Source organism: Aureispira sp. CCB-E, assembly GCF_031326345.1.
Taxonomy (GTDB): Bacteria; Bacteroidota; Bacteroidia; order Chitinophagales; family Saprospiraceae; genus Aureispira.
Genome location: NZ_CP133671.1, coordinates 1,183,062 through 1,201,300, shown reverse-complemented (window position 1 = coordinate 1,201,300; position 18,239 = coordinate 1,183,062). Strand labels below are relative to the sequence as shown.

15 protein-coding genes are annotated in these 18,239 nt (G+C 35.3%); 9 read left to right on the top strand and 6 right to left on the bottom strand.

What is annotated here, in order from left to right; genetic code table 11:
- Positions 1–64 precede the first annotated feature (64 nt).
- The 3 genes from QP953_RS04535 to QP953_RS04525 are packed head-to-tail and all read left to right on the top strand — an operon-like array spanning position 65 to position 3,658.
- Positions 65–2,473, top strand: a complete 2,409-nt coding sequence (locus QP953_RS04535) for a TonB-dependent receptor domain-containing protein (protein ID WP_309554106.1) — start codon at positions 65–67, stop codon at positions 2,471–2,473.
- A 7-nt stretch (positions 2,474–2,480) separates the two neighbouring features.
- On the top strand, positions 2,481–3,074 hold the full coding sequence (locus QP953_RS04530; protein WP_052594741.1) for an RNA polymerase sigma factor: 594 nt from the start codon (positions 2,481–2,483) through the stop codon (positions 3,072–3,074).
- Positions 3,071–3,658 carry a hypothetical protein gene (locus QP953_RS04525; RefSeq protein WP_052594747.1) on the top strand — a complete coding sequence of 196 codons (588 nt, stop codon included), beginning with the start codon at positions 3,071–3,073 and terminating at the stop codon, positions 3,656–3,658. Before QP953_RS04530 ends, QP953_RS04525 begins: the two co-directional genes overlap by 4 nt.
- Before the next feature lie 34 nt (positions 3,659–3,692).
- Here QP953_RS04525 and QP953_RS04520 read toward each other — a convergent pair whose 3' ends face one another.
- Both QP953_RS04520 and QP953_RS04515 read right to left on the bottom strand, forming a co-directional pair.
- Entirely contained in the window at positions 3,693–4,733 is a 1,041-nt protein-coding gene (locus QP953_RS04520; RefSeq protein WP_052594748.1) for a LacI family DNA-binding transcriptional regulator, read from the bottom strand.
- 54 nt (positions 4,734–4,787) lie between these two features.
- Positions 4,788–5,213 carry a hypothetical protein gene (locus QP953_RS04515; RefSeq protein ID WP_052594749.1) on the bottom strand — a complete coding sequence of 142 codons (426 nt, stop codon included), beginning with the start codon at positions 5,211–5,213 and terminating at the stop codon, positions 4,788–4,790.
- Between the two features lie 329 nt (positions 5,214–5,542).
- Between QP953_RS04515 and QP953_RS04510 the strand changes: the two genes are divergently transcribed.
- Positions 5,543–5,710, top strand: a complete 168-nt coding sequence (locus tag QP953_RS04510; protein ID WP_156039690.1) for a hypothetical protein — start codon at positions 5,543–5,545, stop codon at positions 5,708–5,710.
- 17 nt (positions 5,711–5,727) lie between these two features.
- On the top strand, positions 5,728–6,045 hold the full coding sequence (locus QP953_RS04505) for a hypothetical protein (protein ID WP_052594750.1): 318 nt from the start codon (positions 5,728–5,730) through the stop codon (positions 6,043–6,045).
- A 136-nt stretch (positions 6,046–6,181) separates the two neighbouring features.
- Here QP953_RS04505 and QP953_RS04500 read toward each other — a convergent pair whose 3' ends face one another.
- Positions 6,182–6,877 (bottom strand): T9SS type A sorting domain-containing protein, encoded by a 696-nt coding sequence (locus QP953_RS04500; RefSeq protein ID WP_052594751.1) that lies wholly within the window; start codon positions 6,875–6,877, stop codon positions 6,182–6,184.
- Positions 6,878–7,417: 540 nt separating this feature from the next.
- On the opposite strand from QP953_RS04500, the gene QP953_RS04495 reads away from it, so the two are divergent.
- Together QP953_RS04495 and QP953_RS04490 are read left to right on the top strand one after the other, a co-directional pair.
- Complete coding sequence (locus QP953_RS04495; protein WP_309554105.1) at positions 7,418–9,370, top strand: T9SS-dependent choice-of-anchor J family protein; 1,953 nt, start codon at positions 7,418–7,420, stop codon at positions 9,368–9,370.
- A gap of 238 nt (positions 9,371–9,608) precedes the next feature.
- On the top strand, positions 9,609–10,388 hold the full coding sequence (locus QP953_RS04490) for a hypothetical protein (protein WP_052594753.1): 780 nt from the start codon (positions 9,609–9,611) through the stop codon (positions 10,386–10,388).
- A 250-nt stretch (positions 10,389–10,638) separates the two neighbouring features.
- Here QP953_RS04490 and QP953_RS04485 read toward each other — a convergent pair whose 3' ends face one another.
- From QP953_RS04485 to thrS, 3 genes are all read right to left on the bottom strand, one after another.
- A complete protein-coding gene (locus tag QP953_RS04485; protein ID WP_309554104.1) occupies positions 10,639–11,439 on the bottom strand; it encodes a hypothetical protein in 801 nt (266 codons plus the stop codon).
- Between the two features lie 24 nt (positions 11,440–11,463).
- Entirely contained in the window at positions 11,464–12,315 is an 852-nt protein-coding gene (locus tag QP953_RS04480) for a hypothetical protein (RefSeq protein WP_309554103.1), read from the bottom strand.
- Between the two features lie 451 nt (positions 12,316–12,766).
- A complete protein-coding gene (thrS, locus tag QP953_RS04475; protein WP_052594760.1) occupies positions 12,767–14,704 on the bottom strand; it encodes a threonine--tRNA ligase in 1,938 nt (645 codons plus the stop codon).
- A 534-nt stretch (positions 14,705–15,238) separates the two neighbouring features.
- Here thrS and QP953_RS04470 point away from each other — a divergent pair.
- A complete protein-coding gene (locus tag QP953_RS04470; protein ID WP_309554102.1) occupies positions 15,239–17,047 on the top strand; it encodes a helix-turn-helix domain-containing protein in 1,809 nt (602 codons plus the stop codon).
- Positions 17,048–17,164: 117 nt separating this feature from the next.
- The gene (locus tag QP953_RS04465; protein ID WP_309554101.1) at positions 17,165–18,154 is read left to right on the top strand and encodes an NAD(P)-dependent alcohol dehydrogenase; all 990 of its coding nucleotides are present in this window, start codon (positions 17,165–17,167) and stop codon (positions 18,152–18,154) included.
- The last annotated feature ends 85 nt before the right edge of the window (positions 18,155–18,239 follow it).

Below are 18,239 nucleotides of genomic sequence, written 5' to 3'. Positions count from 1 at the left end.
CGTTGAAACCACGCAGTAGCAGCGTAGCTAACTACTACATTTTAAGACACTCACAATTTACCTTATGTGCACACAAGAAAACCATAACCATTTTGTACTCCTATTCTTGGCACTGCTTCTTAGCAGTGCTGGGATACAGGCACAACAAAAACAATTTTTTAGCCTCAAAGGACAGTTGATTAATTCTGACAAAGATCCTATTGAAGTAGGCAATGTTCTTGTCCTCAATTTAATAGATTCTTCTTTGATAAAGGGAACCTATATTTTAGATGGCACCTTTGAACTAGAAGGGCTTTCTACTCCCAATTTCTTGGTAAAACTAACCGCATTAGGGTACACAGATACGATTTTCAATGTCCAAACTGACCTTAAAGAAGGTCTATTGGATTTAGGAATTTTGTCACTTAGTTATGATAATAACTTAACTATGATAACGGTAGAATCTACCGTTCCAACCTTTAAGTCTGAGCGAGGAAAAGTAATTGTCAATGTAGAAAAATCTATGTTGAGCAATAGTGGGACTGCCCTTGACGTTTTGCATCGTTCTCCCAAAATAATTGTCAATTCTAAAGATGAAGTTCAAGTATTTGGCAAAGGAGCTCCTATCTTATTATTAGATGGGCAGCCCGTCACCGTTCAAGAACTCAAAACAATTCCTTCTACTGAAATCAAAGAAGTGGAAATCATCAAAAATCCATCGGCTCGTTACGATGCTGCTGGGCGGGCAGTTATTAATATTATTACTCGCCGACAAAACATAGAAGGTTACAACGGTAGAGCCTTGGTAAGGTTAACCCAAGCTCGTTTTTTCGGTGCTTTTGGCAATCTAAGTTTTAATTATAAAAAGAAAAAATGGTCTGTTGGACTTAGTTATGCGTTTAATTACGATAAAGACTGGGACGCTAATAATTACATCCGAACATATCCAACCAACGGAAAGGATACCATGCGCATGTTGAACAATATCGAAAGCATACGAACAATACCACAAGGACATTACTATCGTTTTAAATTAGGCTATAGACCTGACTCGATCAGTATCTTGGGGCTTCAGTATCGTGGCTCCTTTGGGCTGCACAACTCAACCATCAACAACGACAACCAAATCACATTGAACCATCATCCGTTTAATACGATTGCAGCGATTACAACGGGTTCGTCTAGTTCTATGAATAACTCTGTTAATCTTAACTATACTAGAGACTTAGATACTCTAGACAGTGAGATTTTCATAGCAAGTCAATATTCTAATTATACTCGCAATGGGTTGGACAAAATTAACCAGCAACAACAAATGCCTCTAGACACCCAATACAATGCTTATCAAAATGGTTCTAATAGCAATATTCATATTTTTAATGGGCAAATAGATTTCACAAAAGGGTTTAAGAATCAAATTAGGCTTGAATCTGGGATTAAAAATGCTTTTATTATGAATAATAGTACCATTAGTTTTTTAGAGCAAAATAGTAGAGGAGAATGGGTTAGGGATAGTAGTTTTAGCAATGGTTATCGTTATAATGAAAATATATTGGGCATTTATAGTCAGATAAATTGGGAAAATGAAAAATGGTTTGTAGAAGCGGGCATCCGTGCAGAATGGACAACCTTACAAGGTTTTTCTAAAATAGAAGAACGCCCAATCTTAGGTCGCAATTATTGGCATGCGTTTCCAACGGCTTCTCTTAGTTATAACATCTTAGAAGATTTGACAACCTCTATTAGTTACACCACTAGTATTCAGCGTCCTAGCTTTGGGGATTTAAATCCTTTTGTCGATTTTATTGATCAATACTCGACCGAGACAGGTAATCCTAACTTAATACCTGCTTATACTCATTCTGCTGAATGGGCATTGACTTATATGGAAATGGCGTCCTTAGAGTTTGAGTTTGCCCGTACGTTTCATCACATGGATATTTTTATTGACAAAGTGGGCAATAACTTTAATATTATTACCAAGAATTATGACAAAGTAGACCAAATCAATGTTTCGCTCAACCTACCTTATGAGAATAAATGGTGGACAACCTACAATGCATTGGGTTTTAGTTATACTACATTACAATATGACAAAGGAAATGATTTACTAAATTATAGCCGTCCCATGTTTTATATTTACAGTTATAATGCCTTTAGAATTCCTAAGGTATTCAATCTAGAAATTACTTTTCAATATGTCTCTGGTGGCGCAGAAGGTTATTTTAGTTTTAATCCTTTTTACGAATTAGGGGCTAGTATTGAACGCAAATTTTTAGACGACAAGTTATCCATTCGACTATCTTTTAGCGATATATTATATTCTTACAGGGAGAGTGGTCGGTCTTTGGTCAGTAATTTTAACATCAATTATCACAACCGTTATAGTACGCGTTATGCTCGTTTGGCGATAAGTTATAATTTTGGAAAATTGAAAGCTCAAGGTCTAAAAGATCGTTCTGTTAACCGTTCTGAAATAGGGCGAATTAAATAAAAGCTTCATGTTCTTTAAAACCAATTATCAACAGTTAAAAGACGAGGCATTGATGCAGCGAATTGTGAAAGGGCAATCAAAGGCTTTTGATGAACTGTACCATCGTTATTATGAAAAAATGTACTATTACTTTTTTCGGATGCTAGGACAGAATGCTGCCAAAGCGCAAGATTTTGTTCAAGACATGTTTGTTAAATTAATCGAACAACCTGAAGCCTTTGACTCTAATCGAAAGTTTTCTACTTGGATTTATACAATTGCTTCAAACATGTGCAAAAACGAATACCGCCGAAAAAGCAACCGTTTCTCTAATTTAGACGATTGTGAAACCATTCCTAGTCGAGGACAAACCATCCCTCTGCAATTGGATCAAAAAATCTTTAACAAACACCTAGAATTGGCCATTGAGCAATTAAAACCCAAGCACAAAATCTGTTTCATTTTACGTTATCAAGAAGAACTAAGTATTCAGCAGATTAGCCAAGTTTTAGACTGTCCTGAAGGAACCGTAAAATCTAGATTACACCATGCCCTAAAACAACTGTCCAAACAATTAGCTATTTTTAATCCCCAAGCACATCAAAACAAAGAAGCTTTATGAATGATAACTACGAACAACTAGAGCAATTGATGCTTCAAAAAGACTTTGAAGATTTAAGCCTTGATGAACAACAGTATGTGCAGCATTGGATGTCTCCTCAGATTTACCAACAACAACGCCTTATCTTAATAAAAAGCAAGCAAATCTTATCGCAAAAGAAACCTTTGGATGGAAATACATTAGAAGATTTGCAAGCACGTTTTAAAGCTAAACACCAACCGCAGCAACAGACTCCTACAAGTATTCCGATCTATCAAGCCATCTTAGCAGCCGTTTTGGTTGGAATTATAGTTGGGTGGTTTCGCCCTGTTACAGAAACTGTTCTAAAAAAGGAGGTTGTTTATCTTCCCAAAGTAGATACCATTATCCAAGAAAAAATAAGGATTCAAGAAAAAATAGTCTACCGAACCAAAATCGTAGAAGTCCCTATTTTAAAAATAGATACCATCTATGTCCCCACCCTTGATAAAACGCATTTTTATCAAGAAAAAGATACATCAACTATTTTTGCCAAACAGCACTCAAAGGGTAAATCCATCCGAGAGATGGGAGATCTAATGAATTTTGTTGTTGGAGCAAACTAGCAACAACCTGCTATCAATGACCGCTCTGCTGGTTTTAAGAGGAAGCAGAAAAGCTCTTGCAGGATTTGCGCAATACCAAAGAAGCGGGCAAAATAACTTTCTGAGGTTTTAAAGAAGTAGTAGTTGATGAGTTAATTTGTTGTAACAATACTCGAACAGCCTCATCGCCCATTTTTTCAATCGGTTGAGCAACGGCTGTTACACCACAAAACTTGAATACATCTATATCATCATAGCACAATAGAGCAATATCTTCAGGAACTTTTATGCCGACCTGATTCAAATGCTCAAGACAAGCTTTTCCAATTCGATTGTTAATTGCATAAATTGCTGTAATTGGGTTTGTCTTATGCAGCATTTTTTTGAGCGAAAGTGCCACTTGATGTTCAATATCATCAAAAGCGATCTCACAAATATTGGCTGTCTGGATAGGAATATTTGCCGCAACCAAAGCATCTTTATATCCCTGTTCACGGTCTTTGATAGTACTTAAATGAGCTGGCGAAATAGTCAACAAACCTATTTCTTGATGATTGGAAGCCAATAGATGCTCTATAGCTCTCTTTGAACTGTTGTAGTTATCTACAACAATGGCATGCGTATTTAATTGGGGAACTTCTCGATCTATCAATACAAAAGGATATTCTTCTTTCTGCATTTCCTCCAACACAGTACTTTCTTGAAAAGTTGTTGCCAAAATCAATCCATCTACTTGCCGACCACGCAGCATTTGAATCAACTCTTCTTCTCGTTCGGGGCGTTCATCCGAACTACAGAAAATTAAATGATATCCTAATTTTCTCAAGTTCTCTTCAATTCTACGCGCTATAGTAGCATAAAAACTATTCGAAATATCGGTTACGATCAATCCTATCGTATTTGATTTTCCTGTTCGCAAGCCTCTAGCAATAGAATTGGGCTTGTAATTCAGTTCTTTTGCTTTTGCTTTTACCTTTTCTTGTGTTATAGGACTAATTCCATGTTGGTCTCCTTGTCCATTCAGAACCATAGAAACCAATGTCCTAGATACACCTAATGCTTGGGCTATATCAATAAGAGCAACTTTCTTTTTCATATCAATACGAATCAGTTTAAAATAGTTCGTACAAAATTTTGAAGGGAACCAACACTAACGATATCGAATATGATCATCGTCATTAAGCATATTTTTTACCCGCTCTTTAAGAACGATATTAATTAGCTCTGTATCGGAACTTTTTGTAGACTTGCTATCTTCAATTTTGTGTTCTGCAAACATATAATAAACTGTCCTAAAAAACAAAAAGACAACAAAAGGAGCAAAAAGAAAAATACTAGCTAAGGTTGCTAAGAGACCTTTATACAATTCTTCTTGATACAATTGATAAATCATTCGAATGATCTTAGAAACTAAATCTCTATTGGCAACCAACAAGATGATGGTCACGATAGGAATTAACATAGCAAATAAAATGCGAAATAAAATAATTGCCATAACAACAATAGCGACCACACTAACTATCGATTTCCATTTTTCTGGTGGTTTTTCGTTTCCATAATACTCTTCAACTTCCATTTTTATTTTTTTATAATTTTATACTTTTATCTAAATTATTAATATCTAAAGATTTCTAAGTTTTCAACAAGGAGACAAAAGAGATGGTTCTAAAAATCAAGGTAAATTTAGACTTATGGCTGCTTCTCTGAGACCAGATTATCAATACAACTCATTTTGCTCTACCTAAAAACATTGTATAGAAGGATATTTTATCTATTTTAAGAACAAAATTCCTTTTAATTGCATTAATAATAATACAAAAGATCGATAAAATGAGTTCCAAAATTTTAAACCGTTTAGTTGTATTCTTATTTTGGAATTGCAAGAGTCATTAAAAACGTCGCGTTATGAATCATCAAGAAGAAACAAACAACTATAATATAATGAAAGTTATTGGCTTGGGTATACTAATGATTGTTATGCTCATAGCTCTTTTTAACAAAAAAGACGATGCTAGTGTCTTTGGCATTCCTGGCAATACTATTCAAAAAACAGATACCACAATTACTCAATAACCTAAAACTAAAATCTTATGCGACATAATGAGGACGATTTATTGGAGTCTTATGAGGACAATGATGCTGAATATGACTTCTTTCAAGAATCAAAAGAAAATACAAACAATGTAGCCTATGGTTTAGTTATGCTAGGTTTCTTAGTTGTATTGGGAATTAAATTTGTCATGAGTCTAACAGATACCAGACCAGATGTAAATGCAATTATAATGCGACAAGTGAAACTCCTTAAAATTGCCGAACAAGCTACTACAACCGAAGAAGCACAAGCCGCTATGATTGAATACGACAGTTTGGCGAGAGTGTTAGATTTAATGGAAGAAGAATCGCTCTAGTTATGTCAACATCCCTCAAAAAATGAGCACTAGCACCAACGTTTTCTTGCGATAAAGTTGTCGCCAAACCTAAGAAGCCTCTCTAAATAATTTAATTTAGAGAGGCTTCTTATTTTTTATTAGTTGCGATACGATTCTAAGGATTATATTTGCTGATACGCTGTGTACGCACAATGTTTCCATTAGCATCTCTCATACGTACCATATACATTCCTTTAGGGAGGCTACTAACATCATACTTTGCACCAGCATGATTAACCGAGTAATGTTCCATTTTTCGACCAACTACATTATATATTTCTATCAAGGCAACTCTATTGTAGTCATCTTTGATATGGATATAGTCTATTGCTGGATTTGGAAAAACTTTAGGAACAGTTGTTTCTTTCGAAAAGTCGTGAATAGCAGTATGTGTTCCTTGAGCAGCAGCACTGAATGTAATTATTTGTTCGGTTCCTACTTCGTCTGATACATCATAAAGATGTACCTCTATATTCCCCATACCTTGTTTTCCATTGGGTCGAAAAGAGATTTTAAAATCATGCAACACTTCATTAGGTTCTAATTTAAAAGTACGTTTATTTACTAAAGAAGTATAACACTGATGGTCACATACAACCGCTTCCCATCCTTCAGACAAATTGGATTTCTTTACTTCCCAACTAAGTTCTATTGTTTTGGAAGTTAAGTTTCGAAGCACAACAGATGGGCTTACTTCCTTATCGATTTGCCCCTGCTTAGTAGCATAAGTAGCCGATACGTGGAAGCTACTTTGTCCTTGTAAGAGGAGTGCAACCAAAAGAAATGTAGTTATTAGTATAGTTTTTAACATAGGCGTTCTTTGATTTTGTCAAGCGTTTATTATTCTCTATGTGCTATTATTACAAACCCTTACCGCTTTCAAAAAAATAATATTGGAGGTATTATGATGAAAGATAAGAAGAGGTAGGTTGTGGCTAGAATTTTCCACTTTTACTTAATATATGCAAATATCGTGTAAATTTAGATTTTTTATCCAAAAATTTTGCCTTTTTTATTGAAAAGGTCAAAATTTAATCTATAAATAACTCACTAGAACTGAACAGTTCACAATCATTAAAAGTTCAATAACGATAGCAGATTCCACAATATTGAACAAAATAGAACAGAACATTACACTCATAATCGATTTTGGAGTAAAATTTTATATTTCAGAATATTGTTTTGTCATAAGTTCAACTTACCTAAAAAAATTACACAAATTAGGTTGTTTTTTAGAATTACTTTTTTAACTTTGGTGTAATACAACTTATGGACATTCTTTAATATCTTCATGTATTAATAAATCTAACTTTAGAAACGTTTTAACTTTAACAATAGTAAATCAAGTCTTATGAAAAAATTTTTATTATCAGCACTATGTGCTTTATCTACAACCGCACTTGTGCAAGCTCAAATAGCTAAAAAACCGCTTATTGAACACTTTACACAAGCATCTTGTGGACCTTGTGCTTCTCAAAATCCAACAATGTACAATACATTGAATAATTTTGGTACAGCCAACTACACTAAGATTACGTATCAAGTATCTTGGCCTGGGACTGACCCAATGAATGCAGAATACCCTGCTGGTCCAAATGATAGAAGAAACTACTATAGTGTTTCAGGTGTTCCAGATGCATCGTTGAACGGAGGAGCTACAGCTGCACCTAATACTGCCGTTACTTCTTCTACACTATCAAATGCTGCTGCACTAACGACTCCATACGAAATAAGAGTTAACCAAACATGGACAAGTGGTACAAGTGTTGATGTGAATGTTGTTATCAAAAATGTAACTTCTGCTGCAATCGCAGATGCTGATAGATTCCACTTGGCAATGGTAGAAGAAAACATTACATTTGCATCTGCTCCTGGTTCTAACGGAGAAACAGCATTTTTCTATGTAGTACGTGACATGTATGATGCAAGTACTGGTAGCTCATCTACAGCTGGTGCAACTATTGGATCAATTCCTGCTGGAGACTCAATTATGTATACACTTACGGTAACGCCTCCTTCTTATATCAGAGATTTGAACCAAGTAAGTTTTGTTGGTTTTGTACAAAACAACGGTACTAAAGTAGTACACCAAAGTACGAAGAGTACAGCTGGAAACGTTCCTGGTTTGTTAAATGTTGGTGCAACAGCTAATTCAACTGTTGGTGCTGGTTACTGTAACTATAACTTTACACCTTCTGTAAACTTTACAAACAATGGTTCTATTCCTGTTACTTCTGTAACAGCACAATATACTATCAATGGTGGTGCTCCAATTTCTGAAACATATACTGGTAACTTGGCTTCTGGTCAATCTACTGCTATTACATTCCCAGGAGCAACATTGGCTGCTGGTTCTTCTAACGTAGAATATACAATTACAGATGTTAACAATGGTGGTACTTATAGCCAAGGTCCTGTAACTATGGCACCAGAAAGCTATAGCAAATTGCCTACAACTGCTGCTGCTGCACCTCTTACAGAAGGTATGGAGTCTGCTCCATTGACTTCTGGAACAGGATACTCTCGTACATTGGCTACAGGTATTTTTGATGCTGATGCTAGTATTCCAGAAGCAAGTTTCTCTGTTTTGGATGGTCCTACATACAACTATGGAGCAATTGGTGGTATGGCTGCATCTAACAGAAGCATCCGTTTCCGTTTCTTTGGGATACAATCTGGTTCTATGAGTGTTGTTATGAACAAAGTAAACTTAGGTGCTGGTTCTGCTGTAAGTTTTGACCATGCTTACCGTCAATACTCTAGTGAAAATGACCGCTTGGAAGTAGAAGTTTCTACAGACTGTGGTGCTACTTGGACTACTGTTTGGAATCAAGCAGGTTCTGCTCTTATGACTTTGCCAGCATCACAAACTCAATTTGTTCCTTCCGCTGCTTCTGATTGGAGATCAACTACTGTTGATTTAACTGCTTATGACAACACAAATGATGTTGTTATCCGTTTCAAAGGTACTTCTGCTTATGGTAACAACTTATTCCTTGACAACATCAATATCGCAGATGGTGTAGTTAGCGTAAACAATGTTCAAAAGGAAGCTGCTGAAGTTCGCATTATGCCTAATCCTGTAAGTAGCCAAATGACACTTGAGTTTACTATGGAAAATACTGCTGATGCTAATATCAACATCGTAAATGCATTAGGTCAACAAGTACAACAAGTAGCAAATGGTTCTTTCAGTGGAACAAATGTTCTAGAAGTAAATACTAGTGAATTAGCTGCTGGTGTATACTTTGTAAATATCGTAACAGAGCAAGGAAAAACTACGAAGCGTTTTGTACGTCAATAGTCTGTTCTAATATATAATCAATTTTAACCATTGATTTTAAGAGGATGAAATGAATCATTTCATCCTCTTTTATTTTTATAAAAGAAAGTTCCTTCTCTCTTTTCACTTGCAAAAACCAACTATTTAGTTTAATCTTGTAAGTAGATGTTAAAGTATATGGATATATGGTAATTTATTCATAACTTTATATCTCTAATCAATTGATATTTTCCGTATAAAAATTTAAAATTAAAATTCTATGAAAAAGATACTTGCAGCTTTGACTCTTGTCGCCCTAATTTTTACTGCTTGTACAGAAGAAACTAAAACTCCTGTAACGGTTAGTTTATCTAAAACTTCTGCTACTGAATTAGGCTTAGCTAACAGTCACAGCCACATGAAATTCAGCGTTAGCAATTCAACAGCTAACGAAGCAACAATCCAATGGGAGCGTGTAGAAACAGCTGCAGTTACTGGATGGACTTACAGTGTCAATGGTAGCTCAACTGCTTCTGGTACATTAACAATTCCAGCAAATGGTTCTGTGGAGATTACTTTCATGATTATGCCAAATGGCAACGCTGGTGTTGGTACTGGAATGTTAAAATTCTATGATTCTGAAGATAAAACACTTACAGAAAAAGCATTCAACTACAGCTTAACAACAGTTACTCAATACTTTGAAATCATTACAATTGATCCAACTAGTCAAACAGTTAGATCAACAGATGGAGATACTGACTATAAAATGAAAGTATACAATCCCAATACTGCTGATATTACCTTGAACTGGAACTCAACAAAAGGTGCAAGCAATCCATCCAACTGGATTATAAATGTTTGCGATCCTACAATCTGTTTCCCTCCTAACGTTGTTAGCAATAACTTCGCTGTTCCTGCTGGCGATTCTGTCGACTTCAAGTTTACATTTAACCATGCCTCTACTGCTGGTAATGGAACTGCAACAGCTAATTTCTATGTAGCTACAGATAGTGCCGCTAGTTTGGTTTCTCAAATGGTAACACATACTGTTCAATAAAATAGAATTTCTATTTAGAAAAAATGAGCTATTCCGTCAATCGGGATGGCTCATTTTTTTTTCATAAAATTATGGTGGTGAATTATTGTAAAAATTGTAGGCTTGGATTATAATAAAATTATTGTATCCATATTGAGTATAGTTACTTTGAATTTTCTAAATTAAAATCTTTTAAGTTGAAATAGCAAACTTCACAAACCAATTTTATAGAAGTTAATCCAATATTTCTTTTCCTTGAATAGAATAACTATTAAGAATGTTTTTCAGTATTAAAAGCAGCTTTCTTGATAGGAATAAAGGCTCCTATCCGAATCCTAAGATAGCTATATTCAGGTTCGTTTGGATAGACAAATGCAGAAGCACCAATTATAAGAGATTTTAGTCTGATATCAACTCCTGTATCTAGTATAAATTTAGGTTGGAAATAAACATCATCTTTAATTAAACTAACACCAGCTTTACAATACCAATCAACAAGTATGTCTTTTGCGGCACGAAAAGATATTTGGTGTCCGATAGAACTAGTGTATGGCCAAAAGCCATAAGGTGATGTCACTCCTAGCTTAAAAAGCATTAAGTTAAGACCAAAACCAAAATGTTTAGGCATATATCTAGGCATAAAATACAACACCCCTCCTACTTCAATATCTATCCCTACAAAAGATGGCATCATATATGTGCCATATAAATCTGTATAACTAGAAGCTGAAAAACCAAATTTACCTCCTCCAGTTAGGTATATACCATTTCTCATAATTAGACTATCAGGCAGACTAGGTGTATCAAATGAATAGGCAATAGTTGATCGGACAAAACTACACGTATTAAAAAGATCCTTAGTTCCATTTTCATATTGAATCATAAATATGTTAGATTTAGGAATAGAGTAAGTTGGACCATTGATATTGTCAAAACGTTTATACTTTATGAAGTCAAGTTGTACTTCTGTAACCTTTACTTTTATTTCTGAACCATCGATCTTAATGATATTATCTTGGGCTATAAGGTTGAAATTTATTAGTGTAGCAATAAATAAAATTAAAATTTTCATTAGAGAGGGTATTTAGTGTTTAAATTAATACTTGTTTTGAATGCTAGCACCTATCCTGAGTTTGATATGGCTATATCTATGTGGTATGTTGTACGAAGGTGCTTTATTTCCAGAAACGTAGTAGTCGCCATATAAGGTAGGTATAATAGCACCGCTAATACCGACTGTAAATGCTTTATACCGGAAACTTACTCCTACATCCATTAAAAAAGCTGCTTTAAAGGATTGCTCAATAGGCAGAATACTAACACTTGGTTTAACATAAATATCAAGATGTGACTTTGGGTTTAATTTAAAAGAAAAATGAGGTCCAAAACCTCCTGTATATGGGAAAAGATAAAGATAAGGGTATCCATATGTAACACCAATACTTAACCAAGTAAAATTTAAACCAATTCCAAGGTTTTTTGGCATTTTCTTAGGTGCAAAAAAAACAACATTTCCCATTTCATAAAATAAACCTCCAGTATGTCCAATACTAGTATAAGTAACATGCCCGTGACTATTTGGAGTCGTTTGATTGAATCCTACACTAATAGCGCCATTAACAAAGATGTAATTTCGTATAATAGAACTATCTATTTCGGTTCGAAGTGTGTCAATAAGATTAGTAGTAGGAGGAATAGCAATAGTGGTAACAGTAGTATCTTGAAATACATCCTTCGTTCCATTCTCGTATTGGATCATAAATACATTAGCTTTCAGAATAGAATAGGTTGGTCCATTAATGTTATCAAAACGCTTGTATTGTATAATTTTGGGGGTTATTTCAAGTACCTTAGCTTTGATTTCAGAACCATCTCTTTGTATAATATTATCTTGAGCCAAGATGGATAATGACATAAACAGTAACATAGATAATGTGATAGTTTTCATTTTGATTTTAGTTTTGGTTTTATATTGTAATTTTCATAGAACCCGAACCGAGCACAGCGAGCTAAATTAATACGATTTAGCTGTGTTACTCCCTGCGGTTGTGAGCCAGCAAGCTGGTTTTGCTGCAATTATACGTTTTCAACAGTTTAAAAGGGCAAAAGTATAAAAAAACAGGCTTAAAGGTATTCCTTACTTGAAATATTTGATTTTTTTTCTAAAAAAAATTCTTTCACATTATAAATCAAATAAATAACATCATTTATTTTTTTGCTTGCTCAACCTTGAAGGACTATTGCCATATATTTACATTATTACCCAAACAAAAAATCGGTAGAAAAAACTTTCCTACCGATTTATCAATTAAAACTATCTATTAGAGAATCCTTTCTTCATAAGTATTCCTAAAGCTCAATAACAGAACTTCTAAAGCGGAATAAAAAAGAAAAGCCCCCTATCCTTCTTGCTCTAACAAGCCATTGAAAAACTCAATAAAGTTCGGAATAGTCATGGCACCTTTATCGCCATCTTCTACCCCTTGCATACGAACAGAAACTGTCTCTCCTTCTACATCATTCCCCCCAACGATCAACATAATAGGCACCTTTTTCACTTCCGCATCTCTAATTTTGCGTTTCAGGGTTTCGTTTCTATCATCCATATACCCTCTAATATCCTGAGCCTCCAATTTGTTTTTCACTTCATTGGCATAGCTGACAAATTTATCAGAGATTGGTAAAATGGCGTATTGCTCAGGTGTTAACCACAATGGGAATTTCCCTGCTGTATGTTCTATTAAAACGGAAATAAAACGTTCCAATGAACCAAATGGCGCACGATGAATCATCACTGGGCGATGTTGAGCATTATCTGCTCCTGTATATTCTAACTCAAAACGCTCAGGCAAGTTATAATCTACCTGAATCGTTCCTAGTTGCCAAGAACGTCCCAAAGCATCACGAACCATGAAATCCAATTTAGGTCCATAAAAAGCAGCTTCGCCTAATTCTGTTACCGTCTTTAAATCCAATTCTTGAGTTGCCTCTATAATTGCTCGTTCAGCAGCATCCCAATTTTCATTTGAACCGATGTACTTCTCTGGTTTTTCTGGATCACGCAAGGAAATTTGTGCTGTAAAATCACTGAAGCCCATCTTACGAAAGACCAGTAACGTCAAATTGAGCACTTCAATAAATTCATCTTTTAGTTGATCTACTGTACAGAACAAATGAGCATCATCTTGAGTAAAACAACGTACTCTAGACAAACCATGCAACTCACCACTTTGCTCATAGCGATATACTGTCCCAAATTCTGCGATTCTTAACGGCAACTCTTTGTAAGAATGCGGTTTGTGCGCATATATTTCACAATGATGAGGGCAGTTCATTGGTTTGAGCATAAACTCCTCCCCTTCCTTAGGTGTGCTAATTGGTTGAAAACTATCTTCTCCATACTTCTCATAATGCCCAGAAGTAATGTATAGATTTTTGTGTCCGATATGAGGAGTAGTTACTAATTGATAACCACGCTTAATTTGTTCTTTTGTCAAAAAGTCCTGCAATCTATTTCTTAGGGCAGTTCCCTTAGGCAACCAAATTGGCAGACCTGCTCCAACTTTTTCCGAAAACATAAACAGCTCCAATTCTTTTCCTAGCTTTCTATGATCACGTTGTTTAGCTTCCTCAATCATCTCCAAATACTCTTTCAACTCTTTTGCTTTTGGAAATGTAATTCCATAAACACGAGTCATTCTAGCATTTTCTTCATTGTTTTGCCAATAAGAGCCAGATACCTTTGTCAATTTGATAGCTTTGATAAAACCAGTATGTGGAATATGTGGTCCACGACACAAATCGGTAAATCCTCCTTGTTTGTAAAAAGTAATGGTTCCATCTTCTAACTTTTCTAGCAATTCCAGCTTGTATTCGTCTCCTTTCTCTGTAAAGTATTGAACAGCATCACTTTTACTAATCGGCTCTCTTAGGTATTCATTTTTTTGGCGCGCCAATTCTAACATTTTTTTCTCAATAGCTTCAAAATCATTGCTAGATAAAGTTCGATCTCCCAAATCTATATCATAATAAAAGCCATTTTCAAGAGAAGGACCAGCCCCAAACTTAACCCCAGGGTACAAGGCTTCCAATGCTTCTGCCATTAGATGTGCCGAAGAATGCCAAAAAGTAGCCTTGCCATCATCATCACGAAAGGTTAACAATTGTATTGCTGCATCATTTTCAATAGGACGAGTGGCATCCCATACTTCGCCATTTACTTTTACAGATAATACATTGCGTGCCAAGCCTTCACTAATTGATTTGGCAATGTCTAGTCCAGTTGCTCCTGACTCATACTTACGAACGCTGCCATCAGGAAGAGTAATGTTAATCATTTTGATTTTTTTTGTTCCCCAGTATATTATAATACTTCGTCGCTTTTTTCATTTTTTACAAAAAATAAAAAACACCCTTACATCAATTTAATTATCAACCTTTTAAAGCGCTTAGCAATAAAAGCACATCTTGCGGATAATTCAACTGATTCGATTTACTCTGTGGGCGCTTTACTTTTAGTTAGCTGTGCTGCTACTGCGTGGTTTTCACGAAGTAATGATATTGGAGAATAGTTATAAATAAATTAATAGAAACCGCTTTGATCTTTCCCCAAATACAAACATGGTTCTTGATCATTGCTTTCAATTGCCCAAAATAGGGAAATTATTATAATACACAACCACTCTTAAGCCATTTAAATTCAATAAATATGAGTTTTTTAATCTTAATTTTTTTCTTGTAACTTACACTCCAAACCCAACATAGGTTTTGTAGTTGGTCAAATACGGATTTTAAGGCTCTGTATATTCATTAATTTTTTTTGAACCATCTAATTTAGTCTTTGGGTGCGACTATATTTAATTTAATTAACAATGACTATTCAAGATAATTTCAATCCTCCTCAAAAATCAATTGCAGTACTGCCTTTTGTCAACATGAGTGCCAATCAAGAAAACGAGTACTTTAGTGATGGCATGACCGAAGAAATTATCAATGCCTTGGCAAAAATCCCCAGCTTAAAAGTAACTTCTCGTACTTCTTCTTTCTTCTTCAAGAACAAAAACATTCCTATCGGTCAAATTGGGAAAGAATTAAATGTTTCCATTATTTTAGAAGGCAGTGTTCGTTTGGCAGGTAACTTAATGCGCATTACAGCTCAATTGATTGATGTTAGAGAGGATTTTCATTTTTGGTCTGAGACCTTTGATCGTTCCACAGATCATATTTTTGCAGTGCAAGATGAAATCAGTTTGTTAATTGCCGATAAGTTGCGAGAGCATTTAGGGCATTTTGACATCAAAGAACACCTAATAGATGCTCCAAACCTCAGTACTAAGCATTATCAAATCTATTTAAAAAGCAGGTATTACATTTTAAAAATGACTGCTGTAGGGATCAACCAAGGTGTTAAAATGCTTCAAGAATTGTTAGCAACTCAACCACATTTTCCACAAGCATATTTAGGAATGCACTTGAGCTATACGTTACTAGGAACCATTGGGCTAATCCCTGCTAATGAAGCTTTTTTGAAAGGGCAACCCTACTTAGAAAAAGCGATTGAATTATCCCCCAACTTAGCAGAGTGTCAGCTGCATTTAGCTTGGATGAGTTGTTTGCGGGAATGGAACTTTCCTCAAACCTATGTTCATATCAAAAAAGCATTGGACACCACTCCTACTGTCGAAGCATACCAAACAATGACATCTATTTTAGTGGCAGAAGCGAAATTTAAAGCTGCGCTTCACTACATAGATACAGCTTTACAAATAGACCCTTTTTCGGGGATCAACTATCATTTAAAAGGATATATTTTCTACGCTCAAGAACATTACGAACAAGCCATAACGCATTTCCAAAAAAGCCTTCATTTCAATCCTAATTCCTCGGTTTCTATTTTGTATTGGGGGCAAGCCCTTTTATTAATGGGAAAATATCAAGAGGGCATGACTTTCTTTGAAAATAGACCCAACGACAAAACAGGAGACATACAACGTCTGGGAGGCATCACATTAGCACATGCTGCCATGGGACATCGAGCCCAAGCAAAAGAAGGGATAAAAAAACTAGAAGCACTTCTAGAAACTGATTTAATAGATCGTGCATCCAATTTACTTATTATTTGCCATGCTATGTTGGGCGAACAAGAAATGGCACTTCAGTATATCGAACAAGGCGTACAGCATCGTTTGCCTATGATGATTTATTTAAATATCGAACCTTGCCTAAAAGATCTTCGAAAATCGCCTCGTTTTCAAGCCTTGATGCAAACTGTCTTAGGGCAGCCTGTTGTTGTAACAGAAACGAAGAAAAAATATAAAAAGTCTTCTTTGAGTGAAGCAGAAAGCCTGTACTATTATAACAAACTTCAACAAATCATTTTAGAAGAAAAGCCTTTCTTACAAGCAAATTTGAGTCTTAGAGAGTTAGCTCAAATGCTCCAAATTCACCCCAATAAATTATCAGAATTGCTCAATGAGAAAATTGGTAAGAATTTCTCCGAATTTATTAATTATTATAGAGTAGAAACATTTAAAAAGTTGGCTCAATTACCCGAAAACAGTCACCTTTCCTTACTAGGACTTGCCTATGAGAGTGGTTTTAATTCTAAAACAGCTTTTAATACTTTTTTTAAGAAAGAAACAGGAATGACTCCTAAAAACTACTTAAAACAATCTTCATGACCTTGGTTCTCACCAACTAATTTTTAGGCAATTCGTTCGCATTTATAATCTCGAACGATTGCTTTTTCAAACTCCACTACATTTGTGTTATCAAATTTACTTACAAAAAATAGTATCATGACAAACACAACTATGAAAGCAATTGTCTGCCATCAATATGGAGGTCCCGAAATTTTAGAATATACAGAAGTTGCCCTACCTAAATTACAAGACAATGAAATTCTTATTCAGATTAAAGCAACGGCTGTAACGGCAGCTAGTATTTTTATGCGAACAGGAAAACCTTACTTTGGAAGACTATTTACTGGTCTAACCAAACCCAAATTAGCAATTCCTGGTACTGACTTGGCAGGCGAGGTGATAGCCATTGGAAAATCAGTTCAACAATACGCAATTGGGGATAAAGTAATGGCTGCTACAGATTTAAACTGTGGTGCTTACGCAGAATACATTTGTTTGCCAGAAGATAGTCTGGTTGTCAAGCAACCACACAATATGACCGCAGCTGAAGCCACAGGCATGATTGACGGTGCCTCTACCGCCTTATCTTTTTTTAGAGATACAATACAATTAAAAGCAGGGCAAAAAGTCTTAATTAATGGGGCTTCGGGGAGTATCGGTACAGCAGCCGTGCAATTGGCAAAATACTTCGACACAGAAGTAACAGCAGTTTGTAGTGGCAAAAATGAAGCACTAGTTCGTTCTCTAGGAGCCGATTTTGTCATTGATTATACTCAAAAAGATTTTACCAAGCAACCTACAAAATACGATGTCATTTTTGATACCGTTGGTAAGCTTAGTTTTTCTAAGAGTAAAAAAGCACTAAAGCAACAAGGCGTATTTTTAACTCCTGTGCTATCTATGGCGGGTATGATGCAGATGCTCATAGGTAACCTCTTTCGTCAAAAGAAACTCAAATTTTCGGCTACTGGACTTCGACCAGAAGCACTACGCAAAAAAGATTTGTTGTTTTTAAAAGATTTAATTGAAGCGGGGAAACTGAAAACCGTTATTGATCGAGAATATACTTTAAGTGAGATGCAAGCAGCCCATCGTTATGTCGAAACAGGGCATAAAGTTGGCAATGTCGTCGTTGTATTTAAATAATAATTCTAAGACAAGTCTTTCTTAATATACCTTTTTAACTTTTTCTAACTAAAAAACCTATCCATCACTCCAACTTTTCTCTTTT

What these genes read in the sequence shown, in the direction of transcription:
- QP953_RS04510 (WP_156039690.1), top strand. Translation starts at nt 5,543, where the DNA reads ATGAATCATCAAGAAGAAACAAACAACTATAATATAATGAAAGTTATT.
- QP953_RS04535 (WP_309554106.1), top strand. Translation starts at nt 65, where the DNA reads ATGTGCACACAAGAAAACCATAACCATTTTGTACTCCTATTCTTGGCA.
- QP953_RS04480 (WP_309554103.1), bottom strand. Translation starts at nt 12,315, where the DNA reads ATGAAAACTATCACATTATCTATGTTACTGTTTATGTCATTATCCATC.
- QP953_RS04465 (WP_309554101.1), top strand. Translation starts at nt 17,165, where the DNA reads ATGACAAACACAACTATGAAAGCAATTGTCTGCCATCAATATGGAGGT.
- QP953_RS04530 (WP_052594741.1), top strand. Translation starts at nt 2,481, where the DNA reads ATGTTCTTTAAAACCAATTATCAACAGTTAAAAGACGAGGCATTGATG.
- QP953_RS04470 (WP_309554102.1), top strand. Translation starts at nt 15,239, where the DNA reads ATGACTATTCAAGATAATTTCAATCCTCCTCAAAAATCAATTGCAGTA.
- QP953_RS04490 (WP_052594753.1), top strand. Translation starts at nt 9,609, where the DNA reads ATGAAAAAGATACTTGCAGCTTTGACTCTTGTCGCCCTAATTTTTACT.
- QP953_RS04515 (WP_052594749.1), bottom strand. Translation starts at nt 5,213, where the DNA reads ATGGAAGTTGAAGAGTATTATGGAAACGAAAAACCACCAGAAAAATGG.
- QP953_RS04500 (WP_052594751.1), bottom strand. Translation starts at nt 6,877, where the DNA reads ATGTTAAAAACTATACTAATAACTACATTTCTTTTGGTTGCACTCCTC.
- QP953_RS04485 (WP_309554104.1), bottom strand. Translation starts at nt 11,439, where the DNA reads ATGAAAATTTTAATTTTATTTATTGCTACACTAATAAATTTCAACCTT.
- QP953_RS04525 (WP_052594747.1), top strand. Translation starts at nt 3,071, where the DNA reads ATGAATGATAACTACGAACAACTAGAGCAATTGATGCTTCAAAAAGAC.
- QP953_RS04520 (WP_052594748.1), bottom strand. Translation starts at nt 4,733, where the DNA reads ATGAAAAAGAAAGTTGCTCTTATTGATATAGCCCAAGCATTAGGTGTA.
- QP953_RS04505 (WP_052594750.1), top strand. Translation starts at nt 5,728, where the DNA reads ATGCGACATAATGAGGACGATTTATTGGAGTCTTATGAGGACAATGAT.
- QP953_RS04495 (WP_309554105.1), top strand. Translation starts at nt 7,418, where the DNA reads ATGAAAAAATTTTTATTATCAGCACTATGTGCTTTATCTACAACCGCA.
- thrS (WP_052594760.1), bottom strand. Translation starts at nt 14,704, where the DNA reads ATGATTAACATTACTCTTCCTGATGGCAGCGTTCGTAAGTATGAGTCA.